Below are 24,217 nucleotides of genomic sequence, written 5' to 3' on the forward strand. Positions count from 1 at the left end.
GTCACCGGCCCGAACAACTCGTCCACACTAGCACGCGGCGAGCCGGGGCTCGGACGGGCTCAGGCCCCGCGACGGCGCTGCAGCGCCTGGTCGAGATCGATCGCGTCGACGCCCTCGACGACGCCCATCGAGGCGAACCGCGACGACGGTCGGGGCGCCTCCGGGGCCGGAGCCGAGGGGCGCGGCGCGCGGATCGGTGCGACCTCAGGGGCCGCAGCCGCAGCGCGCTGGGCGAGCTCCGCATCCGCTGCCGCCGCACGCAGTCGCTCGACCGCGTCGATGGACGCCATCGCGCTGGCCGCGACGGTGCCGCGGGAGAGGTAGAGGGGCTTCGGGAGCGGCTGCGGGGTCCAGCGTGCCTCGGCGGCGACGGGCGCCTCCTCGACGTCCTCGGACTCCTCGGCGAGCTCCGCCTCGAACACCTCCGCGCGCCGACGGGCGATCTCGCCCGTGTCGGTCGCGACCGCGGCCGGGGCGCTCTGCCGGCGGCGACCCGGAGCGAGCAGGATCAGCGTGCTCAGCCCGGCCGCGAGCACGAGGGCTCCGACCAGGGGCACCGCTCCGGTGCCGCCGAAGGGCAGCATCACGAGCCCCACCAGCGCGGCCACGAAGCCCACGAGCACCGTCAGCGCCGCACCCTGGCGCCAGCGCAGCGCGCTCGGCCCGGACTGGGTGCTCCGCCTCGTGCTCGCGGCCGCCCGCCGCAGCGCCTCGCGCGCCGCCTTCTCCGCCTGTGCCAGCTCCATCGCCTGTGCCTTCTCTTCGGCTCGTCGTCGTGTCTCGGTCACCCGGAGCCTGCGCTGCTGGAGCGCGACCTCTCGGGCCGTCGCCTCCGCACGCACGTGCTCGGGCACTTCCGCGGTCTCGGCGAGGATGCGCAGGGTCTGCTGCAGTCTCACCGCGTTGCGCTCGGTCGCGTTGAACGACCGGCGGCGCATCCACGTGGGGATGAGGTAGGCGACCCACAGAACGGCGGCGAGCGCCCAGACGACGCCCCCACCCAGCCAGTCGCTACTCATGGAGCCAACGCTAGGAGTACGCGGTGCCTGCGTCCGTGATTACGGGTAGGTGTGTCCGTACGGATCGCGGATCAATCGGGCCCCCGACGAGGGGACGCCCGCGCCGTCGGGCGGGCCCGAGAGCCCGGAGCGACGCGACGCGCGGACGTCGGCGTCGGTCGGCACGCCGACGTCGGCCGGCACCTGGCCGTCGAGGTAGCGGCGCAGGACCCCGCGCGGCACCTCCTCCGACACCAGAGCGAAGCAGAAGTGGTCGCGCCAGTCGCCGTTGATGTGGATGAAGCGGCGGCGCAGCCCCTCGTAGCGGAATCCGAGCTTCTCGACGACCCGCAGGCTCGGCCGGTTCTCGGGGCGGATGCAGATCTCGATGCGGTGCAGCCCGAGGTCGAAGAAGGCGTGGTCGGTCGCCAGAGCCACCGCGATCGGCGTGATGCCGCGACCGGCGAAGCGCTCCGAGACCCAGTAGCCGATCGATCCGGAGGAGAGCGAGCCGTAGCCGATGCCGGAGATGTTCAGCTGTCCCGCGAGCTCGCCGTCCCAGTCGATGAGGAAGGGAGCTCCTCCGCCGGCGCGGGCGTTCTGCTGCAGAGCGCGGATGCTCGCGCGCACGTCGAAGGCGGCGCCGCCGCGGGGGTCGGACGCCTCCCACTGCCGCAGCCACGCCCGGTTGGCGATCAGCTCGCGCTCGAGCGGACGGGCGTCCCTGACCCTGATCGGGCGGAGGGTGACACGACCCTCGGAGAGGGTCGGTATCGGCAGTGGCATGCCCCGACCCTACTGCGCACTCGCGACCGCAGAAGGGGCTGGACTCGCGCGGGTCAGTCGCTCACGCCTCACGCGCGAACGGCCGGGATCCCCGTGTCGCCAGGGGATCTCGGCCGTTCGCACGCCTCTCGCGGCGAGGCGTCAGAGGGTCGCGGCGAACTCCTTGAGCCAGGGCTTGAGGTCGACGCCGAGGTCGTCGCGGTCGGACGCGAGCTGCACGATCGCCTTGATGTAGTCGAGCTTGTCGCCGGTGTCGTAGCGGCGGCCGCGGAAGACGACGCCGTAGACGCCGCCGAACTCGGCCGGATCCTGCGCCATGCGCTCGAGGGCGTCGGTCAGCTGGATCTCGCCGCCCTTGCCGGGCGCGGTCTCGTCGAGGACGCCGAAGACGTCGGGCTTGAGGACGTACCGGCCGATGATGGCGAGATTCGACGGAGCGTCCTCCTTCGAGGGCTTCTCGACGAGGCCGGTGATGCGCACCACGTCGTCCTCGTCGGTCGTCTCGACCGCGGCGCAGCCGTAGAGGTGGATCTGATCGGGGTCGACCTCGAGCAGGGCGACCACCGTGGTGTCGCGCTGCTCGGCGACGTCGATCATCCGGGTCAGGAGAGGGTCGCGCGCGTCGATCAGATCGTCGCCGAGGAGCACCGCGAACGGCTCGTCACCGACGTGGCGCTGAGCGCGCGAGACGGCGTGGCCGAGGCCCTTCGGCTCGCCCTGGCGGACGAAGTGCACATCGGCCAGGTCGCTCGCGTACTTGACGTGGGCGAGCTTCGCGTCGTCGAGCTTCTTGGCGAGGTTGTGCTCGAGCTCGGGGACCGAGTCGAAGTGGTTCGCGAGCGCGTTCTTGTTGCGACCGATGATCACGAGGACGTCCTGCAGACCGGCGTCGGCGGCCTCCTCGACCACGTACTGGATCGCGGGCTTGTCGACGACGGGGAGCATCTCCTTCGGGATGGCCTTGGTCGCCGGCAGGAACCGGGTGCCGAGACCGGCGGCGGGGATGACGGCTTTGCGGATTCGAGTGCCCATGGGGCGCCATAGTAGCGGAGCCGGTGGTCGGTGATGTTTCCGCGGTCGGGCCGGTGTGCGGAGCTCGCGCGCCCCCTTTCCCGGGCCATCGTTGCGCAGAGAGCGCGCTCTCCCGCGCCGCCTCGGGGCCGAACCGCCCGGATCTAGACTGGGCGCATGCCCGCCGACATCACGCACGAGAAGCGCGCGCTCCGTGCCGAGCTGCGCGAGCGCCGACGCACGCAGACCGCGACGGCCCGCGAGCAGGCCGCCGCCCGCATCACGGAGCACCTGATCGAGCTGGCCACCCGGACGAAGGCCACCTCGCTCGCCTGCTACCTCTCGGCGCCCGACGAGCCGAGCACCCGTCCGTTCCTCGGCTGGGCCGAGGGCCGCGGCATCCGCGTCCTCTTCCCCATCTCCCGGCAGGACGGCCTCCTCGACTGGGCCGTCGGCGACGGCCACACCGAGACGCAGGGCCTGTTCGGCATGCCGGAGCCGGTCGGCAAGCTGCTCGGACCCATCGCCATCAACGACGTGGACCTGATCATCGTCCCTGCCGCCACCGTCGACCGTCAGGGCATGCGGATGGGCTGGGGCCGCGGCTACTTCGACAAGACGCTCGGCTCGATGGAGAAGTGCCCGCCGGTCTACGCGGTCGTGTTCGACAGCGAGCTCGTCGACCGCGTGCCGAGCGAAGTGCACGACCAGGCCGTCGACGGAGTCGTGACTCCCTCCGGCATCGTCGACCTGCGCCGCTGATCCCCTCCTTCCCCTGATCCGCCCTCCTGAGGAGCCACCCGTGCCCACCTACTCCTACCGCTGCACGCAGTGCGGCAACGCCTTCGACATCCAGCAGAAGTTCACCGACGACACGCTCACCGAGTGCCCGAGCTGCCAGGGAGCGCTCCGCAAGGTGTTCAGCGCGGTCGGCGTGACCTTCAACGGCTCCGGCTTCTACCGCACCGACTCGCGCTCGTCGGAGTCGAAGTCGGGCGAGAAGTCGTCGTCGGGCTCGGGCGAGTCGTCGCCATCGGTCTCCGGCGAGAAGTCCGGAGGCGCTGCCGCGCCGGCATCGACCTCGACGGCGTCCAGCGGGTCGGGATCGTCGTCCTCCTCCTCGTCCTCCAGCTCGGGATCCTCCTCCTCGGGATCCTCCTCCTCCGGGTCGTCCTCCTCCGGGAGCTGAGCCGACCCCCTCCCCCGCCCGCCGGCAGAAACGGACCAGACCATGATCAACGGCTTCAAAGAGTTCATCCTGCGAGGCAACGTCATCGACCTGGCCGTGGCCGTGGTCATCGGCGCTGCGTTCACCACGATCGTCAACGCCATCGTCACCGGGATCTTCAATCCGATCATCGGGCTGCTGTTCGACGCGTCCTCCCTCTCCGCCCTGGTCTGGACCGTCCGCGAGGGAACGGGCGGAGAGGACCCGACGGTCATCGCCTACGGAGCGGTCGTCTCGGCGCTCATCCAGTTCGTGATCGTCGCGTTCGTCCTCTACTTCGCCTTCGTCGTGCCCATCAACCACCTCAAGAACAACGCCTTCAAGAAGAAGATGGACGACGCCCCCGCCGCCGAGGACAAGGCCCCCACCGAGCTCGAGCTGCTCGCCGACATCCGCGACCTCCTCGCCAACGGCGGCACCGCAACCACCGCCAACACGGGGAAGCACGTGGACTGAGTTGTTCTGTTCTTTCTCGCCAGCGGCGAGAAAGAACCGCGGTCGGCTTCGCGAGATGGGGAGTTCCGCAGAGCGTTGTGCGGACGGAGCGGCCGAAACGCTGGCACGCGTTTCGGACGACTCCTATTCCCCAGGGAGGTCGGCCTCTCGGCCTTCCGGGATGTGTCTCGCGGTGCGGTTCAGAGCGGCTGAGGGAGTCGCCCTGGCGGGCATCCGGATCCAGGCGCGGGGGCCGTCGCCCTCCATGCTGGTCGAGTAGCCCCGGAGGGGCGTATCCAGGCCCACCGGCGTCAGTGGATCGGGCTTCTGACCATGCCTTTTGACGCTGGTGGATCTCGATACGCCCGCTGCGCGGGCTACTCGATCAGCGAGGGAGGCGGCATCCTGCGTCCCGGGGGCGGCGCACTGCAGAGAGGCCCTTCCGAGGGAACCCTGAACCGTCGAGGGGGGCCGCTGTTTCGGGCGGGTTCGACGGGCCGGGGTTCCCTCAGTGCTGCAGCAGCCAGGGGTGGCGTTGCGGAGCGTCAGTAGTGCGGGGGAACGTCCTGGCGGAGGCGGGCGTCGTTCGGGCCGGTGTCCGGGCGAGCGCGCGGCGCCTCCGGGTCGGGGACGGGAGCGTCGTGGGGCGCCGGGTCGGTGCCGGGCTTCGCCGGCAGGGTCGCCCGCCGACCGCCGCGCGACCGGCGCAGCGGCCGGTCGGAGCCGGCGGGCGACGAGCCCTCGCCCACGGTCAGTCGCGCGCCAGCGGCGGCATCGGGTGCGTCTCGTTCGGTCCGGCGCCCGCCGGGACCGTGATCGGTCCGGTGGCGCCCTCCTCCGTCGGCGCGCCGATCAGCCCGGCGACCCGGGCGGCGACCGCCTCGGGGTCGGCGAACAGCTCGAAGTTGTGCACCCGGAGGTAGTGCCAGCCGAGTCGGCGCAGCAGCTCGGGACGCAGGCGCAGCGACACGCGCAGGCTCTGCGTGCTGACGTCGCGGTCGGTCTCGACCACCACCGCGCGGGTGCCGTGCGCCGCGACCAGGGCGAGCTTGCCCTTGTGCCCGATGTTGACGCGGAGTCCACGGCGCTCGAGGCGCGCGGCGAGGTCGACGAGCATCGGCTCGGAGTAGTCGTCGCGATCGCTCGGCTGGACGCGGTCCTCCGCCTCCTGCAGCACCTGCGCGAGCGCGACCATGCCGTAGCGCATCCGCGACTCGTCGATGTCGCCCGGGCGGAAGCACGAGACGATGTCCATCGAGCGGCGCGCCCGCGTCATGCCGACGGCGAGCAGGCGCTCTCCCCCCGGCTCCGCGAGGGCGCCGAAGTTCGACAGCAGGCGGCCGTGGGGCGTGCGTCCGTAGCCGATCGAGAAGATCACCCGGTCGCGGCTCTGCGCCACCGACTGCTCGAGCGTCACCACCGCGAACGGCTCGGACCGGTCGCCCAGGATGAAGTCGTTGAGGTCGGCGCGCTTGGCGAAGGCCGTGAGCACCGCCTGCTGCACCCGCACGGCGTGGCGCGGGCTCGCGGTGATGACCATCAGCGACTCCCGCGGCCTGATGACCGCGTGCTCGAGCACCAGCTCGACCACCTTCGCGACCTCGGCGTCGACCGACTCGACCGCCCCGGAGTCGTTCTCGGGCATGCCGTGCCCGCTGGCGATGTAGTGGAAGCGGAGCGAGTCGTGGCCGAGGAAGGAGCCGGCCCACGGCAGCGAGTCGATGCGCCCGCCGTAGAAGCGGCGGTTCACGAGCTCGGCGAGATCCTCGCCACCCGCCCGGTAGCTGCGGGTCAGGGTGACGGTGTTGAGCAGCTCGCCGAGGCGGGCCAGCGCCGACTGCGCGTGCAGCGCCTCGACGTCGGTGCGCGACGCGGCGTTGCCGAACTCGACGGCCTCGTCGACCCGGAGGCCGAACGGGGTCGGGGTCTGCGTGACCGGGTCGCCGAAGGCGACGACCTGCTTCGCGCGGCGTATCGCTCCGACGTTCTCGGCGAGGGTCGTGGCTCCGGCGTCGACGAGGAAGACCGCGTCGAACGTGGTCTCGGTGCCGATCCGGTGCACCTCGTAGGGCGAGGCGAGCCAGGCCGGGGCGAGCACGCGCGAGAGGTGCGGCGCCGCCTTCTGCAGCTCCTGCGGCGTCGTCGCCGACTCGGTGCGGAGGAGCGCCCGCAGCGCGTCGCGCTCCTGCGGCCAGTCGACGAGGCCGATCTTCCAGGTCTCGGACAGCTTCCAGGCGAGCAGCTCGGCGCTCGAGGCGGCGTGCGCCTCGTCGACGAGCTTGAAGTCGGCTTCGAGGCGGTCGAGCACGCCGGTGTTGCCGCCGAGGAGTGCGCGCTCGTCGGTGAGCATGATCTCGAGGGCCGAGCGCCACCAGGCGAGGTCGAGCTCGATCGCGACCAGCTCGGCCGGCACGTGGCGGCGGGAGAGGTCGGTGAGCAGCGGGTCGAGGCCCCATTCGCGGAGCGTCGAGAGCAGCGTGGTGCGCTCCTGGAGGTTCGCGAGCACCTCGCTGTCCTCGGCGAGACCCGAGACCATCGAGACGAGCTCCGCGAGTGGGAGCGAGGCGAGCTGGTTCGTGCCGCCCAGGCGGCCGAGCGGCTCGTCGAGTCGCCCGAGCTGGTCGGAGACGTGCTGGAAGGCGACCTGGACGTCGGCGACGCCGACCGGCACCTCCGGCACCGTGCCGGCGACCGCGTAGCGCTGCCAGAGCGTGCGCTGCTGCTGCACGCGACGCAGCGCCGCGTTGAGGTCGGTGACGTGGGCTCCGGGCCGCATGTACTCGCGGGCGAGCTTCTTCAGTCGCCGACGGTTGGTCGAGGACATCTCGGCCGCGTCGCGGCGCGGGGACGTCGCGACGATCAGGTCCTGGATCGAGCGGTCGAAGACGGCGGGCTGGAACTTGTCGAGCGTGTCGCGGACGTCCTGCAGCAGGCGCAGGTAGATGCCGAGCTCGGCGACGGACTCGAAGGGACGCATCCTCGTCTGGCCGATGACGTCCTGCGCCCGGTCGAGCAGACGGGGCAGGTCGCGCAGGTGCAGGCGCTTCGCCAGCTCGTGGGCGGCCTCGGCGTCGGTGGTCGACTCGAAGTGGGCGCCGTACCAGGGCGAGTCGCCCGGTCCGTAGCGGAACTCGCCGAGGCGAGCCGACTCGATGAGCATGCGCGTCGCCTCGGGGCGGCTGTGCGCGAGCGCGGTGACCGAGCGGCGGTCGAGACGGGCGGTGCTCGACGGAGGCGTGCGCAGCTGCGAGAGGCGCGCCAGCTCCTCGAGGGCCTGCAGCGCCGACACTCCGAAGCTGCCGTCGCGGCGCGAGAGCGCGCCGCGGTAGTCGAGCAGCACCTTGCGCAGGCGCAGCAGGGCGTCGTCGATCTCGCTGACGGAGGGGCGCGCCGACTTCTCGTTGCGGCCGATCGACTGGATCAGATCGCGGCGCAGGGTCCGGGGGCTGACGGCGATGCCGCCGAGCCCGGCCGAGAGCAGGCGCTGGTGGATGCTGTCGAGGCTGGAGCGGCGCGCGCTGACGACGAGGACGCGCTTGTGCTGCGCGGCGAGGGCGCCGATCGCGTTGACGATCGTCTGCGTCCCTCCGGTGCCCGGGAGGGTCTTCACGACGAGCGAGTTGCCGGCCGCGATGTTCGCGATGACCTGCTCCTGCTCGGCGTCGGCGTCGAGGAGGAGGTTGTCGGTCGCGGGAGGACGCTCGTCCTGCGGGATGATCGACGCCACCTTCTGCGACTGCTGCAGCGCTCGCTTGGCGGCCGGGTTGCCCGCGACCGCGTCGAGGACGGGGTGCTCGAGCATCCGGGCGTCGCGGAGCATGTCGCCCGCGACGTCGGCGAAGCTCGACACGACGAGGCGCGGGTGCACGGCGAACCAGGGCAGGTGCGAGGTCAGGCCGCGCAGCTGGTCGATGACCGGCTGGGGCTTGAAGACGCCGTTCTGCACGGCGAGCTCGACGAACTGCTCGGGATCGATCGTGATGCCGAACTGCTGCTTGAGGGCGCGGGCGAGCTGCGGGTTGAAGTAGGGCTGGCCCTTGAGCTTGAGCTCGAAGTCGCGGCCGTAGCGGCGGATCGCGAGCGGGCGCAGGAGGACCGGGGCGGTGAACTCGGTCTCGCCGGCGCGCCACTGGGCGAGGCCGATCGCGAGGTGCACGCCCTCGATGCCGCGAACCGAGCGCAGCTCGATCCCCTTGTCGGTGATCGCTGCGGCGGCGTTCTTCGCGGTCCGCAGGGCCAGCTCGTCGCGGATGAGGGACGAGAGCAGGGTCGTCTTGCCCGAGATGAAGGGCGGCAGGCCACCGGGGTGGGTCGTCGAGAGCTCGATGCGCGTCCGCGGCGAGTCGACGAAGTGGAGGAGCGGAGAGGGGCCGCCCACCTTGGCGAGCTCGTCCCGCCACGACTGCCACACGGGATCGGCGACGTTGCCGCTCTGGTAGCCGGCCTCGCCGCTGGTCACCTGACCGGGGGTGGTGGAGGTGGAGGGGAGCTGGAGGGAGGACGCCTCCCGCGGGTCACCGGATTCGGGTGAGGTCGCCACCGGTCCGGCTCCTGGGAAATCGTCGACACGTTGCACACGGACACCCTAAGCCGGGGACATCCGAAAGACCGTAGCGACGCGGAGGGGCGTCGATCGCGTCGCGGAAACCGCTCGTCAGGCGCGCCAGGAGCCGAGCGGCGGCGCGATCTCGACGAGGCGCTGCCCGTCGACGACGCGGATCCGGCCGGCCGCTCGGTCGTGCCCGCCGGCGCAGGCGACGGCGGTCATCACCAGCTCGGCGTGGTCGCGGGTGAGGTAGCCGAGCGCGCTGCGGAGGTCGACGGGGCGCCCGGTCGCGAGCGAGAGGGCGATGCGGACGACCGCCTCCTCCGACAGATCGAGGAGGCAGGCGTGCCGTTCGAGGAGGGCGAAGTCGACCACGGGCGCGTCGCCGGCGGCGAGCACCCACGGGTGCTCGGGGCGGAGGCAGCCCGCTCGGCCGAGGAGCTCCTCCGCGAGCTCGACCGACGGACCGGCGAGGGGACGGGGACTGGTCGACGCGCTCACGCGCCGGCCTCCGACCGGTCTGCCGAGCGGCGGGCGACGAGGCGCGCACCGACCGCGACAGCGGGGGCGAGGACGCAGACCGCACCGGCGATCAGCGGCGCGAGCCAGCCGAGCACGCTCACGCTGTCGACGTCGGGACCGAGGTACTGCCACTGGGTCACGGCGAAGACGAAGAGGGAGAAGAACGCGAGGGCGATGCCGGTGAGCGCCGAGACGAGATCGGCGGGGCGGACGACGCGCCGATCGGCGTCGTCGGCCTCGGGGGCGGGGGCGCTCAGGAGCGCGGGCGGGACCTGCGCGAGCGTGCCGGTGGACGGAGAGGTGCTCATGGGCTCGATGCAACCAGTCCGCGAGGGGCGGCGGCATCCTCCGCTGGCATGACGGCGCGCGACTCCGGTAGCGGTTGTCGCTAGGGGCCGAGCCGTCGACCCACCGACGACTGGAAGCGGAGGAGGTACCCGTCGGGATCGGTGACGAGGACCTGGCGGACGCCCGCCTCCTCCTCGCCCACGCGGTACCAGCGGGTCTCGGGCGGCGCGAAGGGCTCGATCCCGGAGGACGCCAGCGCGGCGGCGACGGCGTCCGCGTCGTCGACCCGGATCTGCAGGTTGAGGCCGCGGCCCAGGGGTCGCTCGAGCGGGGCGGTGACCCAGTCGCGGGTGTGACCGATCTGATCGAGCATCACGTGGGCGCCGCCCGAGACGAGGTACGCGAAGCCCTCGTCGGGCCGCGAGTAGCGGACGGTGAAGCCGCAGGGCCCGCACCAGAAGGCGAGGCTGCGGCCGAGATCCTCTACCAGCAGCTCGGGGACGAGGTCGGGGTCGGAGTCGGGCACACGGCCATGCTGGCACGGGCACCGAGGGTCATCGCCGGGCGATGCCCCGGGGCGTCAGTCCTTCTTCGTGCGACCCGGCAGCAGCAGCAGGCCCGAGACGCCGACGACGATCAGGAGGATCGCGACGACGGTCACGAAGGAGGCCAGCGCGAGCACGGGCATGATGATCGTCAGCACGCCCGCGATCACCGAGGCGATGCCGGCGGCGATCGGCAGCCAGGCGGGGCCGGCGACGGTGCGGCCGCTGGTGATGCTCGAGACTCCGTCGAGGATCCAGCCCGCGCCGATCACGAGACCGAGCACGCTCAGCGACTCGAACGGGTTCGAGAGGCACAGGATGCCGGCGACGAGGATCAGCGCGCCGAGAAGCCCTGCCACCCAGCGCACCCGCGTCTCGAGGCGCGACGCGGTGAACGCGAGCAGGAGGCGGAACACCCCTGCCGCGATCAGGTGGATGCCGAACACGATGGCGACGGTGAGCAGCGTCGGCCCCGGGATGAGGACGGCGATCACCCCCAGCACGATGGCGATCAGGGAGACGCCGATGATCCAGCCGCGCTCGACGGCGGTGCGGGACATCGTGGGCGCGGGGGTGGTCTCGGACATGGAGTTCCTTCGCGTCGGAGGGGCGGGACAGGGCACTTCGAACGTTAGGGCACCCGGACGCCGCCGGGGACGGCCTTGCGCACCGCGACGATCAGAGGCGGAGGCGGCGCAGGAGCTGGGCGTTCACCGCCACGACCACGGTGCTGGCGCTCATGAGGAGGGCGCCGACCTCCATCGGGAGCACGAACCCGATCGGTGCGAGGACACCGGCGGCGAGCGGCACCGCGACGACGTTGTAGCCCGCACCCCAGGCGAGGTTCTGCCGCATCTTCGCGTACGAGGCGCGGGACAGCGTGAGGATCCGCAGCACGCCGCGGGGGTCGTCGGAGGCGAGCACGAGCCCGGCCGAGGCGATCGCCACCTCCGTCCCCGCCCCGATCGCGATGCCGACGTCGGCGCCGGCCAGCGCGGGGGCGTCGTTGACGCCGTCGCCGACCATCGCCACGCGCCGACCCTCGCGGCGCAGCCGCTCGACGACCTCGCTCTTGCCGCCGGGCAGGACGCCGGACACGACCTCGGCGATCCCGAGCTCGCGGGCGACGCGGCGCGCGACCGGCTCCGCGTCTCCGGTGACCAGGGCGACCCGCAGGCCGGCCGCGCGCAGTGACGCGACCGCCTCCGCGGACTCCGGCCGGACGGCGTCGTCGAGGGCGAGGGCGCCGACGATCTCGCGTCCGCGGAGCACGTGCAGCACGGTCGCTCCGCGCTCCGCCGCCGAGGCCGCCGCGGGGAGGGGCTCGAGGCCGCGCTCGGCCAGGAGCGCGGGGCCGCCAACGGCGATGCGGTCGCTCCCGACGAGCGCCTCCACTCCGATGCCGCCCCGGGTGGTGAAGCCCTCGGAGCGCGGTGCGCCGTCGCCGGCGGCGCGCGCGATCGCGGCGGCCAGCGGATGCTCGCTCTCGCGCTCGACGGCGGCGGCCAGCGCGAGCGTGTCGGCGGCGCCCACGACCTCGACGACCTCCGGGCGGCCCACGGTGAGCGTTCCCGTCTTGTCGAAGAGCACGGTGTCGACGGTGCGCATGGCCTCGAGGGCACCGCGGTCGGTGACGAGGATGCCGGCCCTCGCCGCCTTCTCGGTCGCGATCGACACCACCAGCGGGATCGCCAGACCGAGCGCGTGCGGGCAGGCGATCACGAGGACGCTGATCGCGCGGACGAGGGCCGTGTCGGGTGCGCCGAGGGCGAACCACACGACGGCCGTGATCGCGGCGGAGCCCAGGGCGAACCAGAACAGGAGGGCGGCGAAGCGGTCGGCGAGCGCCTGCGCCCGCGAGGTCGAGGCCTGCGCGGCGGCGACGAGCCGACGGATCCCCGCGAGCGCCGTGTCGTCGCCGGTGGCGACCACGCGGAGGCGCAGTCGCGCGTCCGTCACGACGCTGCCGGCGGCGAGGCGGTCGCCGACCGAGCGCGCGACGGTGCGGGACTCCCCCGTCAGGATCGACTCGTCGACCTGCGCCGCCCCCTCGAGGATCTCGGCGTCGGCGGGGACGCGCCCGCCCGGGCGGACGAGGACGAGGTCGTCGATCCGGAGCTCGTCGGGACGCACGGGCTCGGATCCCTCGTCGAGGAGCCGCTCGGCCTCGTCGGGCAGGAGCTCGGCGAGGGAGTCGAGGGCGCTGGAGGCCTGGGCGAGCGAGCGCATCTCGATCCAGTGCCCGAGGAGCATGATCACGACCAGCAGCACCAGCTCCCACCAGAAGTCGAGCTCGTGCGGGAGGAGCCCGACGCTCGCGCCGAGCGAGGCGGCGAACGCCACGGTGATCGCGAGGGCGATCAGGAGCATCATGCCGGGGGCGCGAGAGCGGATCTCGTCGACGGCTCCGCTGAGGAACGGACGGCCGCCGACGGCGAAGACGACCGTGCCGAGCACGGGCGAGACCCAGTCGACCCAGGCGGCGTCGGGCAGCGGGTAGCCGAGGAGCGCCGCGAACATCGGGCTCGCGAGCACCGTCGGGACGGCGAGGACGAGCATCGCCCAGAAGAGGCGCCGGTACTGCGCGACGTGACCGGCGTGGTGACCGGCGTGATCGCCTCCGCCGGCGCGGTCGTGCGCGGCGTGGGCGTGACCGCCTCCGACCTCGCCCGAGTGGTCGTGCTCGTGCTCGCCGACGACGGGCGCGTGCTCCGTCGTCCCCTGCGGCCGCTGCTCCATGCGACTCTCCTCTCAATACCCCCGGGGGGTATCAACGAGGGAGGCCCCCCGGTATTCCCGAGAGAAGAGGCGAGGAGGCGCGATCGCGCAGGTGGAGGGAGGCGGCGCGAAGCCCCCCGCTCAGTCGAGCGCGTTCGCGCGGGCGACGCCTCCGCACCAGTGCTGGTCGGGGCGCCGCTCAGCGCCGCCCGCGGATGCCGGCCGCGCGGTGACGACGCAGGCTGCGGATCACCAGGGCGATCACGAGCACGCCGATGGCGCCGTAGATGATCGCGTCGAGCACGCCCGCGTACTGGTCGACGAGCTCGTACTGCGTGCCGAGCGCGGCACCGAGACCGATGAGCAGGCCGTTCCAGACACCCGAGCCGAGGATCGTCAGACCCGAGAACAGGAGGAGGTTCATCCGCTCCGATCCCGCGGGCAGCGAGATGAGACTCCGGACCCCCGGGATCAGCCGGCCGAACAGCACCGCCCAGGTGCCGTGACGGCGGAACCAGCCGACGGCCTTCTCGAAGTCCTCGCGGTCGACGAGAGGCAGCTTCGAGAGGAGGCGGATCGAGCGCTCCGTGCCGATGCGGTAGCCGAGCCAGTACAGGATCAGGCCGCCGAGGTAGGCGCCGAGGGTCGCCGTGACGACGACGAGGATCAGGTTCATCCGCCCCTGCTGCGCGAGGAACCCCGCGAGCGGCAGCACCAGCTCGCTCGGGATGGGCGGGAACACCGTCTCGATCAGGGTCAGCAGACCGACTCCGACCTCGCCGAGAGCGGCGATCACCCGCGCGGCGACGCCGACGAGCCCGGAGAGCTCGTCGATGCTGTCGGAGGAGGAAGCGGTGGCCAGGGACGCCGGGGCGAGGGCGAGGGTCGCGATCGTCATGACTGAGAAGCTACTCAGTCCTCCGCGGCGGCGCCTGGGAAAGCGGCCGCCGGGTCAGGGCGCACCGGTGAGGACGACCGTGCCGGAGCCCTGCACCCGCACCTCGACGGCGGCGATCTCGGCCAGCGAGAGGCCGGTGGCGAGGGTCGGGTGCACGGTGCTGCCCGGCGTGCTCGTCCACGAACCGACGGGCGCGGTCTCTCCGGAGGTGTCGGTCACGTACATGACGTAGCCGACGCCGCCCGCGTACGCACCGGTCTCGCCGTCGGCGGCGCCCCAGGTGCAGTCCATGTCGATCCGCGTGCCCCACTCCTCCGCGACGAACTCGACGGTCGCCTCGACGGGCACGCCGGGGGCGCCCGCCAGCGCGACGGTGGCGCTCGCTGTCTCGACGCTCTGGAGCGCCGGGGCCACCATCATCGGCAGGGCCACCGCGGCCGCGGCCGAGACTCCGGCCGCCGCGAGGACCAGGCCGGCGATCTTGAGCCGCGTGCGCCGGCGGGCGGACGCGGTCGCCGCGGCCAGGCTCGACAGGAGGGCGGGCGGCGACGCCTCGACCGCGCGCTCCTCGGGGGTCTCGAGGAGGCCCAGCGCCTCGTCGTGCGACAGGTGCGAGAGGATCCCGGGCAGGGGCACGAACTCGGCGAGCGCGTCGCGGCAGCCGCCGCAGGCGCGCAGGTGCAGCTCGTACGCCCGGCGGTCGGCCGCCGACAGTGCGCCGAGCAGGTAGGCGGCGTCCCAGTCGTCGAAGTCGTCCTTCACAGCTCGGTCACCCCCCGCTCCTGCAGCGCCAGCTTGAGGGCCCGCATCCCGTAGTGCATCCGCGACTTGACGGTGCCGGGGGCGATGTCGAGCAGCTCCGCGATCTCGCTCACGCTGCGCCCGCCGTAGTAGGCGTGCACGATGACCGCGCGGTGGTCGTGGCTGACCTCGCTCAGCGCCTCCGAGAGCAGCCAGGCGTCGAGCACCTGGTCGGTGCGGTCGCCGTGCGCGCGCTCGGGGACCTCGTCGGTCCCGAACTCGCGGGCGTGACGGGCGCTGCGGCGGTCGTCGATGACGAGGTTGCGCGCCACGGTGTAGAGCCAGGAGCGGGCGGCCGCCTCGCCCTGCGCGAGGATCTCGGGGTGCTTCCACGCGCGCAGCAGCGCCTCCTGCACCACGTCCTCCGCCAGATGGCGGTCGCCCGTGAGCCGGAGGACGAACCTCCACAGCGCCGCCGAGTGCTCGTCGTGCAGCGCACGCAGCATCTCGGCCTGATCCTCGGACATCTCCACCTCTTTCCCTGGTCAACGTAGCGGGGCGGTGTTCGGTTCACTCGGCGCGCGCGGCCGGCCGGTTCGCGCCGACGCCCGCACTCTGGTACTCCGGGTACGGTGACCTTCCCCGATGCCGCCGACGCCGCCCGCGTGCGCACTTTCCTGCGTGACCACCGCGGGCACATCCTCGACGACATCCGCCACCTGGTCATGATCGAGAGTCCCAGCGACTCGCTCGACGCGCTCGAGGAGCTGCACGCCTACCTCGTGCACTGGGTCGGCGAGCGCCTCGGGCACGCGGCCGAGATCGAGCACCTGCGCGAGCAGGACGCCCCCCGCGCCACGAGCTGGACCTTCCCCGGCTCGGCCCCCGGTCGCGGCGCGCGCGGCTCGCGGGCCTTCCTCGCGCTCCTCGGCCACTACGACACCGTCTGGCCGCTCGGCACGACCCGCTCGTGGCCGTTCGCCGTCGACGGCGACCGGCTGAGCGGCCCCGGCACCTACGACATGAAGGTCGGCCTCGTGCAGATGGTCTGGCTGGTCGCGGCGCTGCGGCACGCCCGGCTCGCCCACCCCGCGGTGCGCCTGATCGTGAACGGCGACGAGGAGGTGGGCAGCCTCTCCTCCCGCGGGTTCCTCGAGCGCCAGAGCAGGGGCGCGGAGGCGGCGCTCGTCTTCGAGGGCGCGATCGGCGACGCGGTGAAGACGGCGCGCAAGGGGATCGGCAACTTCGTGGTGGACATCGTCGGGGTCGAGGCGCACGCGGGTGTGGAGCCCGAGAAGGGCGCGAGCGCGATCCACGAGCTCGGCGCCCTCATCCCGCGGGTACTGGCCATCGCGCGGCCCGACGCGGGCACGACCGTCAACATCGGGCTCGTGGGCGGCGGCCAGCGCGTCAATGTGACCACCGGGCGGGTGCGGCTCGAGCTGGAGGCGCGCATCCGCGGCGCCGCGGAGGCCGCCCGGGTGGAGGCCGAGATGAACGCGCTCGCGGCGTCGGATCCGCGCATCCGGATCGAGGTCCGCGGCTCGTGGCAGCGACCGGTCTTCGAGCGGACGGCCGCCGTCGCCGCGCTGTTCCGCCGGGCCGAGCGGATCGCGCGCACCATCGACGTGCCGCTGACCGAGACCGCGGTCGGCGGCGCCAGCGACGGCAACCTGATCGCGGCGCTCGGCGTCCCGGTGCTCGACGGGCTCGGCGCCCCGGGCGAGGGCGCGCACGCCCGCAGCGAGTCCGTCAGCATCGAGGGGATCCTGGAGCGGATCACGCTGTCCTCGCTGCTGGTCGCGAGCTTCGCGGCCGAGGCCGACTGACGTGATCGACGAGACGATGAGGAGCACTGGATGACCCTGTTCGAATCCCGCCCGGTGGGCGTCGTGATCGACGCACCCGCCGACGAGGTCTACTCCTTCGTGGTCGACCCGGCGAACCTGCCGCTGTGGGCCGCGGGGCTCGCCTCCTCCGCCGTCGAGGAGGTGGACGGCCGCTGGTTCGCCGACTCGCCGATGGGGCGCGTCGAGGTGCGCTTCGCCCCGCGCAATCAGTTCGGCGTGGCCGACCACGTGGTGACGCTGCCCGACGGCACCTCGGTCGACAATCCGCTCCGGATCCTCGTCAACGGAGACGGGGCCGAGGTCGCCTTCACGGTGCGCCGCCGGCCGGGGATGAGTCTCGACGACTGGGACGACGACTGCGCCCGCGTGGCCGACGACCTCGAGACGCTCCGCGGGCTCCTGGAGCGCGAGGACTCCTCCCCAGGCGCCTAGACCCACCCGATCGCGGGCGGCGGCCGATCGGGCGCCGATGCGGGGCTAGATTCGTCTCACCGTCGGCGCTCCGGCGGCCACTCCGCGCGAGAACGAGGGACGCGATGACCTCTCCCCAGCCGACCACCCGCCCCGCCGGCGGCATCGAGCTCAACGGCCTCGACACCATCCAGGAGTCGGAGCGGCACGGCCGGCCCCGCGACCTGTTCTGGCCGTGGTTCGCGGCGAACGTCTCGGTCCTCGGGCTGAGCTACGGCTCGTTCCTGCTGGGCTTCGGGCTGTCGTTCTGGCAGGCGACCGCGGTCGGCGTGATCGGCATCGTCGTCTCGTTCCTCTTCTGCGGCTTCGTCGCGGTGGCGGGCAAGCGCGGATCGGCGCCGACGATGGTGCTCAGCCGGGCGGCGTTCGGCGTCGACGGCAACCGCCTGATCGCCGTGGTCTCGTGGCTGCTCACGGTGGGCTGGGAGACGGTGCTCGCCTCCCTCGCGGTGCTCGCGACGGCCACGGTGTTCGAGGAGTTCGGCTGGGACGGCGGCGTGCTGACCAAGGTCGTCGCGCTGATCGTCGTCGCCGCGCTGATCGTGATCGCGGGGATCGCCGGGTTCCGGCTGATCATGCGCCTCCAGCTGGCCATCACCATCGCCACCGCGGTGCTCACCGTGGTCTACGTCGTGCTGGTGCTCGACCGCATCGACCTCGGCGCCGTGGCGAGCCTGCCCGCCGGGTCGACGGCGGCCGTGATCGGCGGGCTCGTGTTCATGATGACCGGCTTCGGACTCGGCTGGGTCAACGCCGCGGCCGACTACTCCCGCTACCTCCCCCGCACGGCGGGCACCGCCGGGGTCATCGGCTGGACCACGATCGGAGGCGCCGTCGCACCGGTCGTGCTCGTGATCGTGGGCCTCCTGCTCGCGGCCTCGTCGACCGAGCTCTCCGACGCCATCGCCGCCGACCCGATCGGGGCGCTCGCGAGCATCCTGCCGACCTGGTTCCTGCTCCCCTTCATCGTCGTGGCGCTCCTGGGCCTGATCGGCGGAGCGGTGATGGACATCTACTCCTCGGGTCTCGCGCTGCTGAGCACGGGGCTCAAGGTCTCCCGTCCGGTCGCCGCCGGCATCGACGGCGTGCTGATGGTCCTCGGCGCGATCTACGTGGTGTTCATCGCGGGCGACTTCCTCGGCCCCTTCCAGGGCTTCCTGATCACGCTCGGCGTGCCGATCGCGGGCTGGCTCGGCGTGTTCCTGGCCGACCTGATCCTCCGCCGTCGCGACTACGACCAGGAGGCGCTCTACGACTCCCGCGGCCGCTACGGCAGCGTCTCGATCGCGCCGGTGCTGCTCGTCGTCATCGGCGCCGTCGTGGGCTGGGGGCTCGTCGTCAACTACTCCCCCGGCTTCGAGTGGGAGGGCTACCTCCTCGGCCCGATCGGCGGCCGAGACGGTGCCTGGGCGGGGGCGAACCTCGGTGTGCTCGTGGCGCTCGTGATCGGCTTCGTCGGCACGCTCGCTCTCTCGCGCTCGGCCGTGCGCCGCCAGGAGTCGCGCGCATGACGCTGCTGGTCGCGATCGACCTGCAGCACGTGTTCGCCGACCCGGAGTCGCCGTGGGCGTCGGGCGAGTTCGCCCGGGCCGCCGACGGCACGCGGCGCCTGCTCCCGGTCTTCGGCGAGCGCGTCGTGACGACCCGCTTCGCGGCACCGGCCGAGCCGGCCGGGGCGTGGATCCCCTACTACCGCGACTGGCCCTTCGCCCTCGTCCCCGGGAGCGACCGCCTCTACGAGCTGGTCCCCGGATTCGAGGGGCACCGGACCCTGACCGCGACGACGTTCGGCAAGTGGGGCCCCGAGCTCGAGGCACTGCTCGACGGCGGACCGCGCGAGCTGGTGCTCACCGGCGTCTCGACCGACTGCTGCGTGCTGTCGACGGCGCTCGCCGCGGCGGACGCGGGGGTGCACGTGCGGGTGGTCGCGGACGCCTGCGCGGGCGCCTCCGAGACCGATCACCGGCGCGCGCTCGACGCGATGGCGCTGTACGCGCCGCTGATCACGCTGACGACGGTCGACGAGGTGCTGGCGGGCGTGCAGGACCGAGGGTGAGGACGGCCGACGCGCTTCGGATCGCCGGAGTCGCGCGTCCCGCCCTCGGTTGCGCCCGACCGCTCGCCCTGAGAACGAGCGACGCGGCATGATGGCGGGATGTCCTCCGAGAACGACCGCGACAGCGCGGCGCCCCGAGTCCTGGTCGTCGGCGAAGCGCTGATCGACGTCGTCGAGCGCGACGGCGCGAGCAGCGAGCACGTCGGCGGCTCTCCCGCCAACGTCGCGCTCACGCTCGCCCGGCTCGGACGCACGGCGACCCTCGTCACCGACATCGCCGACGACGCGCGCGGCCGCCGCATCGCCGAGCACCTCGGCGCATCGGGTGTCGAGGTGCTGCGCGGTGACTCCGAGCGCACGTCGACGGCGCGCGCGGTGCTCCAGAGCGACGGCTCCGCCGAGTACGTCTTCGACCTGTCGTGGAACCCGCCCGCCGCGGACCCGGCCGGAGCCGCCCACGTGCACACCGGCTCCATCGCGATCTACCTCGAGCCCGGCGGCTCCGCGGTGCTGGAGCTGCTCGAGGCGCTGCCCGCCGGTGTCACCGCGAGCGTCGACGCGAACATCCGCCCCGCGCTCGTCGGCGAGCACAACGACGCCCTCGCGCGCTTCGAGCGCGTGGCCGCCGCCTGCGAGATCGTGAAGCTGAGCGACGAGGACGCCGAGTGGCTCTACCCGACGATGCAGCTCGACGAGGTGCTCACGCGGCTGCTCTCGCTCGGAGCGCAGCTCGCCGTGGTGACGCGCGGCGGTGACGGGCTGCTGCTCGCCTCCGCTGTCGCACGGGCGACGGTGCCGGCGGCGCGGATCGTCGTGGCCGACACGATCGGAGCGGGTGACTCGGCGATGGGCGCGATCCTCGACGAGGCCTTCCGGCAGGGGCTGGGAGCGCCGAACGGGATGCTGCTCGACGAGCCGGCGCTGCGGGCGATCGGGCACTGGGCGGCCCGTGTGGCGGGGATCACGACGTCGCGCTCGGGCGCGAACCCGCCGACGCGCGCGGAGCTCTGAGGCGGGGGCTCCGCCGGCCCGTCCCCGTGCCGTTGCAGACCCGCCCCCGCGGGCAGATACTGGGCGCGTTCCCGACAGGAAGGCACCTCATGTCCACGAGTCTCAGCCCCTACATCGGCTTCCGCGACAACGCTCGCGAAGCGATGGAGTTCTATCGGTCGGTCTTCGGAGGCGAGCTCCAGTCGAGCACCTTCGCCGACTTCCACGCGAGCGACGATCCGGCCGAGCAGGACCTGATCATGCACTCGCAGCTGACCACGCCGAGCGGCCTCATCCTGATGGGATCGGACACCCCCTCGTCGATGGAGTACGTCGAGGGCGCCCGCATCACGATCGCGATCTTCGGCGAGGACGCCGAGGAGGCGGGCGGGTACTTCGACGCCCTCGCCGACGGCGGCTCCGTCACGATGCCGCTCTCCGACTCCCCGTGGGGGGATCGCTTCGGGATGCTCGTCGACCGATACGGCGTCGGATGGATGGTCAACATCTCCGGCCCGTCCGCCTGACCCGTCCCGATCGGCGCCCGAGCAGGCGCAGAATGGAGAGACCGCGCTGCTTCCGGGCGCGGTCCCTCCCCTCTGACGAAGGCTGCAGATGACGATCACGCTCGGGTACAAGGCATCAGCGGAGCAGTTCGGGGCACGTGAGCTCGTCGAGCTCGCGGTCGCCGCCGAGCGCCACGGCTTCGAGAGCGCCGTCGTCTCCGACCACTTCCAGCCCTGGCGGCACACCGGCGGGCACGCGCCGTTCTCGCTCGCCTGGCTCGCCGCGGCCGGCGAGCGGACCTCGACCATCCGCCTCGGCACCTCCGTGATGACGCCGCACTACCGCTACAATCCGGCCGTGATCGCGCAGGCGTTCGGCACCCTCGGCGTGCTCTACCCCGACCGCATCATGCTCGGCGTCGGTACGGGCGAGGCGCTCAACGAGGTCGCGACCGGCTACCAGGGCGCCGGCGAGCAGACCTGGCCCGACTTCAAGGAGCGCTTCGCGCGCCTCCGCGAGGCCGTGCGCCTGATGCGCGCCCTCTGGGCCGGCGACCGCGTCACCTTCGACGGCGAGTACTACTCGACCCACGAGGCGTCGATCTACGACAAGCCCGCCGACGGCGTCCCGGTCTACATCGCCGCGGGCGGCCCCGTCGTCGCGAAGTACGCCGGGCGTGCGGGCGACGGCTTCATCTGCACCTCGGGCAAGGGCATGGAGCTCTACACCGAGAAGCTGCTCCCCGCCGTGGAGGAGGGGCTGGCCGCGGGTGGTCGCGGCTCCGCGGCGATCGACCGGATGATCGAGATCAAGCTCTCGTACGACACCGACCCCGCGCTCGCCCTCGAGAACACGCGCTTCTGGGCGCCGCTGTCGCTCACTCCCGAGCAGAAGCACTCGCTGACCGACCCGGTCGACATGGAGCGGGCCGCCGACGAGCTGCCGATCGAGCAGGTCGCCAAGCGCTGGATCGTCGGCTCCGACCCCGACGAGACGGTCGCGCAGATCAAGCCGTACGTCGACGCGGGCTTCACGCACCTGGTGTTCCACGCGCCGGGAGACGACCAGCAGCGCTTCTTCGACGCGTTCGAGCGCGACCTGGCCCCGCGGCTGCGCGCGCTCTGACCCGCCCGACCTCCTCGCCCGCCGACTCCGCGTCGGCCGACCCTCTTCGGAAGAGCCGCACCCGCATGACCGCTCCCGCCGTCCTCGCCCGCCTCGACGAGGGCGAGCCGATCACGCGCGCCACCGCCGAGATCCTCCTCGGCGCGCGCGGCGCCGATCTCGACGCGCTCCTCGAGGTCGCGGGTCGCCTCCGTGACGAGGGCCTCGCCCGCCGCGGCCGACCGGGAGTGGTCACGTACTCGCGCAAGGTCTTCGTCCCGCTGACCAAGCTCTGCCGCGACCGCTGCCACTACTGCGTCTTCGTCGAGACCCCCGGTGGCCTCGCGGCCAAGCGCGAGTCGACGTTCATGGAGCCGGAGGAGATCCTCGAGGTCGCCCGCGCGGGAGCGGCCCTCGGCTGCAAGGAGGCGCTGTTCACCCTCGGCGACCGCCCGGAGGACCGCTGGCCGATCGCCCGCGCCTGGCTCGCCGAGCACGGCTACTCGTCCACTCTCGAGTACGTGCGCGCCATGGCCGTGCTGGTGATGACCGAGACGGGGATGGTCACGCACCTGAACCCCGGCGTGATGTCGTGGGCCGAGCTGCAGCGCCTCCGCCCGGTCGCGCCCTCGATGGGCATGATGCTCGAGACGACCGCCGAGCGGCTGTGGTCGGAGAAGGGCGGCGTGCACTACGGATCGCCCGACAAGGATCCCGCCCTCCGCCTCCGGGTGCTCGAGGACGCCGGCCGCAGCCGCATCCCCTTCACCACCGGGGTGCTGCTGGGCATCGGCGAGAACGACGCCGAGCGCGCGGACGCACTGTTCGCGATCCGCGAGTCGCACGAGCGCTGGGGCCACGTGCAGGAGTGCATCGTGCAGAACTTCCGCGCGAAGCCGCGCACGGCGATGCAGAACGAGGTCGACCTCGAGCTGCAGGAGTACGTCGCCAACGTCGCGGTCGCCCGCCTGGTGCTCGGTGCCGACGTGACCATCCAGGCGCCGCCGAACCTGACCGACGAGCAGGAGCTGGGGCTCCTCCTCCGCGCCGGGATCGACGACTGGGGCGGAGTCAGCCCGCTGACCGCCGACCACGTGAACCCCGAGCGCCCGTGGCCGAACATCGACGACCTCGCCCGTCTGACCGCGGTCGCCGGCTACACGCTGCACGAGCGCCTCACCGCGCACCCGCAGTACCTCCGCGAGGCGCAGACCTGGATCGATCCGCGCGTCGAGCCCTACGTGCTCGCGCTCGCCGATCGTGAGTCGTGGCTCGCCGACGAGTCGGCCGCGGTGCTGCCGCGGATCTATCACGAGACGCTCGACGCTCCCGCACGCCCGACGGCTCCGACGCTCGCGGCGGTCCTCGCGCGCGCCGCCGCCGACCCGGCCGGGCTCGACGACTCCGACTACCTGGCGCTGCTGGCCGCCGACGGCGATGATCTGGAGGCGCTCACGGCGCTCGCGGACGACGTGCGCCGCGAGGCGGTCGGGGAGGCGATCAGCGTGGTCGCCAACCGGAACGTCGACACCTCGCTCTGGGGCTCGGCTCTGAGCATCGAGCGGCTGGAGGCCCTCGCCGACGAGGCCGTCTCGCTCGGTGCGACCGAGCTCTGCCTCCAGGGCGCACTGCCGCCCGAGAACTCGGGCGACGACCTGCTCGTGATCGCCCGCACGCTGAAGGCGCGGCAGCCCTCGCTCCACCTGCACGCGTTCCGCCCCGCCGAGATCCTCGACGCCGCCGCGCGGACCGGTCGCAGCCTGCCCGCGATGCTCGAGGCCCTGCGCGAGGCCGGCGTCGACTCCGTCCCCGGCACGGCCGCGCGGATCCTCGACGACGACGTGCGCCGGATCCTCAGCGAGGGCGCCGACCCGAGCGTCGCCGCCTGGCGCGAGTCCGTCACCACCGCCCACCGCGCCGGCCTGCGCTCGACCGCGACGATGGTCTACGGCCACGTCGAGACTCCCGAGCAGCAGGTCGCGCACCTGCGCACCCTCGCCGCGATCCAGGACGAGACGGGCGGCTTCACCGAGTTCATCGCGATGCCGTTCGTGCCGGCCGAGGCGCCGGCCGCGGTCGTCGCCCTCACCCGCGGCGGGCCGACCCTGCGCGAGACGCGGGCGGTGCACGCGGTGGCGCGACTCCTCCTGCACGGCCGCATCGCGCACGTGCAGACCGCCTGGACCAAGCTCGGGCAGCACGCGTCGCAGGTGCTGCTGCGCGGCGGGGCCGACGACCTCGGCGGGCTCCTGCTCGACGGGTCGACCCCCGAGCTGGGCGCCGAGGCGCACCGCTCCCTCGACACGGCCACCGTCGCCCGCCTCGCCCGCGAGATCGGCCGGCCGTGGCGGCAGCGGACCACCGACTACGGGACCGTCCCGGCCGAGCGCGCCCTGCGACCGGTCACGGCGACGCGTCCGCTGCTCCCCGTGCGCGAGTCCCGGATCCGCCGGGTGTCATGACGCGACGCGCCGAGTTCCTCGAGCGCCGGGCCGCGATCGTCGGCGACGAGTCGATCGAGGT

The 24,217-nt window shown here is 72.9% G+C and carries 24 protein-coding genes; 11 read left to right on the forward strand and 13 right to left on the reverse strand.

Features of this window, described 5'->3' with window-relative positions; all coding sequences use genetic code 11:
* Nucleotides 1-59 precede the first annotated feature (59 nt).
* The 3 genes from GRS92_RS12610 to galU all read right to left on the reverse strand — a co-directional run bounded on the left by GRS92_RS12610 (nucleotide 60) and on the right by galU (nucleotide 2,816).
* Nucleotides 60-1,019: a hypothetical protein gene (locus tag GRS92_RS12610; RefSeq protein ID WP_159856873.1), complete on the reverse strand. Its 960-nt coding sequence runs from the start codon at nucleotides 1,017-1,019 to the stop codon at nucleotides 60-62.
* Nucleotides 1,020-1,058: 39 nt separating this feature from the next.
* The gene (locus GRS92_RS12615; protein WP_159856875.1) at nucleotides 1,059-1,784 is read right to left on the reverse strand and encodes a GNAT family N-acetyltransferase; all 726 of its coding nucleotides are present in this window, start codon (nucleotides 1,782-1,784) and stop codon (nucleotides 1,059-1,061) included.
* Nucleotides 1,785-1,925: 141 nt separating this feature from the next.
* Nucleotides 1,926-2,816 (reverse strand): UTP--glucose-1-phosphate uridylyltransferase GalU, encoded by an 891-nt coding sequence (gene galU / locus GRS92_RS12620; protein WP_159856877.1) that lies wholly within the window; start codon nucleotides 2,814-2,816, stop codon nucleotides 1,926-1,928.
* Between the two features lie 156 nt (nucleotides 2,817-2,972).
* On the opposite strand from galU, the gene GRS92_RS12625 reads away from it, so the two are divergent.
* From GRS92_RS12625 to mscL, 3 genes are read left to right on the forward strand one after another with little or no spacing between them, the layout of a single operon-like run.
* Entirely contained in the window at nucleotides 2,973-3,557 is a 585-nt protein-coding gene (locus GRS92_RS12625) for a 5-formyltetrahydrofolate cyclo-ligase (RefSeq protein WP_159856879.1), read from the forward strand.
* A gap of 40 nt (nucleotides 3,558-3,597) precedes the next feature.
* Entirely contained in the window at nucleotides 3,598-3,984 is a 387-nt protein-coding gene (locus GRS92_RS12630; protein WP_159856881.1) for an FmdB family zinc ribbon protein, read from the forward strand.
* A 42-nt stretch (nucleotides 3,985-4,026) separates the two neighbouring features.
* Entirely contained in the window at nucleotides 4,027-4,479 is a 453-nt protein-coding gene (gene mscL, locus GRS92_RS12635; RefSeq protein WP_204162393.1) for a large conductance mechanosensitive channel protein MscL, read from the forward strand.
* Between the two features lie 524 nt (nucleotides 4,480-5,003).
* On the opposite strand, the gene GRS92_RS12640 is transcribed toward mscL, so the two are convergent.
* From GRS92_RS12640 to GRS92_RS12685, 10 genes are all read right to left on the reverse strand, one after another.
* The gene (locus GRS92_RS12640; RefSeq protein ID WP_159856883.1) at nucleotides 5,004-5,207 is read right to left on the reverse strand and encodes a hypothetical protein; all 204 of its coding nucleotides are present in this window, start codon (nucleotides 5,205-5,207) and stop codon (nucleotides 5,004-5,006) included.
* Between the two features lie 2 nt (nucleotides 5,208-5,209).
* Complete coding sequence (locus tag GRS92_RS12645; protein WP_235021996.1) at nucleotides 5,210-8,998, reverse strand: DEAD/DEAH box helicase; 3,789 nt, start codon at nucleotides 8,996-8,998, stop codon at nucleotides 5,210-5,212.
* A 114-nt stretch (nucleotides 8,999-9,112) separates the two neighbouring features.
* On the reverse strand, nucleotides 9,113-9,505 hold the full coding sequence (locus GRS92_RS12650) for a hypothetical protein (RefSeq protein ID WP_159856885.1): 393 nt from the start codon (nucleotides 9,503-9,505) through the stop codon (nucleotides 9,113-9,115).
* A complete protein-coding gene (locus GRS92_RS12655) occupies nucleotides 9,502-9,834 on the reverse strand; it encodes a hypothetical protein (RefSeq protein WP_159856887.1) in 333 nt (110 codons plus the stop codon). Before GRS92_RS12655 ends, GRS92_RS12650 begins: the two co-directional genes overlap by 4 nt.
* A gap of 80 nt (nucleotides 9,835-9,914) precedes the next feature.
* A complete protein-coding gene (locus GRS92_RS12660) occupies nucleotides 9,915-10,340 on the reverse strand; it encodes a bleomycin resistance protein (protein WP_159856889.1) in 426 nt (141 codons plus the stop codon).
* A 54-nt stretch (nucleotides 10,341-10,394) separates the two neighbouring features.
* Nucleotides 10,395-10,946 carry an HdeD family acid-resistance protein gene (locus GRS92_RS12665; RefSeq protein WP_159856891.1) on the reverse strand — a complete coding sequence of 184 codons (552 nt, stop codon included), beginning with the start codon at nucleotides 10,944-10,946 and terminating at the stop codon, nucleotides 10,395-10,397.
* 91 nt (nucleotides 10,947-11,037) lie between these two features.
* Nucleotides 11,038-13,098, reverse strand: coding sequence for a copper-translocating P-type ATPase (locus GRS92_RS12670; protein ID WP_159856893.1), 2,061 nt, complete (start codon nucleotides 13,096-13,098; stop codon nucleotides 11,038-11,040).
* A 178-nt stretch (nucleotides 13,099-13,276) separates the two neighbouring features.
* Nucleotides 13,277-13,975 (reverse strand): DedA family protein, encoded by a 699-nt coding sequence (locus GRS92_RS12675; protein ID WP_159856895.1) that lies wholly within the window; start codon nucleotides 13,973-13,975, stop codon nucleotides 13,277-13,279.
* Nucleotides 13,976-14,029: 54 nt separating this feature from the next.
* The gene (locus tag GRS92_RS12680; RefSeq protein ID WP_159856897.1) at nucleotides 14,030-14,737 is read right to left on the reverse strand and encodes an anti-sigma factor family protein; all 708 of its coding nucleotides are present in this window, start codon (nucleotides 14,735-14,737) and stop codon (nucleotides 14,030-14,032) included.
* Nucleotides 14,734-15,243 (reverse strand): sigma-70 family RNA polymerase sigma factor, encoded by a 510-nt coding sequence (locus GRS92_RS12685; protein WP_159856899.1) that lies wholly within the window; start codon nucleotides 15,241-15,243, stop codon nucleotides 14,734-14,736. The genes GRS92_RS12680 and GRS92_RS12685 overlap by 4 nt, the downstream gene beginning before the upstream one ends.
* Nucleotides 15,244-15,348: 105 nt before the next feature.
* Between GRS92_RS12685 and GRS92_RS12690 the strand changes: the two genes are divergently transcribed.
* The 8 genes from GRS92_RS12690 (at nucleotide 15,349) to cofG (ending at nucleotide 24,156) form a co-directional block, all read left to right on the forward strand.
* Nucleotides 15,349-16,545: a M20/M25/M40 family metallo-hydrolase gene (locus GRS92_RS12690; protein WP_204162394.1), complete on the forward strand. Its 1,197-nt coding sequence runs from the start codon at nucleotides 15,349-15,351 to the stop codon at nucleotides 16,543-16,545.
* Between the two features lie 30 nt (nucleotides 16,546-16,575).
* Entirely contained in the window at nucleotides 16,576-16,998 is a 423-nt protein-coding gene (locus GRS92_RS12695) for an SRPBCC family protein (protein ID WP_159856901.1), read from the forward strand.
* A gap of 104 nt (nucleotides 16,999-17,102) precedes the next feature.
* On the forward strand, nucleotides 17,103-18,548 hold the full coding sequence (locus GRS92_RS12700; RefSeq protein WP_159856903.1) for a purine-cytosine permease family protein: 1,446 nt from the start codon (nucleotides 17,103-17,105) through the stop codon (nucleotides 18,546-18,548).
* Nucleotides 18,545-19,093 (forward strand): cysteine hydrolase family protein, encoded by a 549-nt coding sequence (locus GRS92_RS12705; protein WP_159856905.1) that lies wholly within the window; start codon nucleotides 18,545-18,547, stop codon nucleotides 19,091-19,093. The genes GRS92_RS12700 and GRS92_RS12705 overlap by 4 nt, the downstream gene beginning before the upstream one ends.
* Before the next feature lie 99 nt (nucleotides 19,094-19,192).
* Complete coding sequence (locus tag GRS92_RS12710) at nucleotides 19,193-20,104, forward strand: carbohydrate kinase family protein (RefSeq protein WP_159856907.1); 912 nt, start codon at nucleotides 19,193-19,195, stop codon at nucleotides 20,102-20,104.
* 89 nt (nucleotides 20,105-20,193) lie between these two features.
* Nucleotides 20,194-20,610, forward strand: a complete 417-nt coding sequence (locus GRS92_RS12715) for a VOC family protein (RefSeq protein ID WP_159856909.1) — start codon at nucleotides 20,194-20,196, stop codon at nucleotides 20,608-20,610.
* An 88-nt stretch (nucleotides 20,611-20,698) separates the two neighbouring features.
* Nucleotides 20,699-21,715 carry a glucose-6-phosphate dehydrogenase (coenzyme-F420) gene (gene fgd, locus GRS92_RS12720; RefSeq protein WP_204162101.1) on the forward strand — a complete coding sequence of 339 codons (1,017 nt, stop codon included), beginning with the start codon at nucleotides 20,699-20,701 and terminating at the stop codon, nucleotides 21,713-21,715.
* 65 nt (nucleotides 21,716-21,780) lie between these two features.
* On the forward strand, nucleotides 21,781-24,156 hold the full coding sequence (gene cofG, locus GRS92_RS12725) for a 7,8-didemethyl-8-hydroxy-5-deazariboflavin synthase CofG (RefSeq protein ID WP_159856911.1): 2,376 nt from the start codon (nucleotides 21,781-21,783) through the stop codon (nucleotides 24,154-24,156).
* Nucleotides 24,157-24,217 lie beyond the last annotated feature (61 nt).

Origin of the sequence: Rathayibacter sp. VKM Ac-2754, assembly GCF_009807095.1 — a bacterium.
Taxonomy (GTDB): Bacteria; Actinomycetota; Actinomycetes; order Actinomycetales; family Microbacteriaceae; genus Rathayibacter.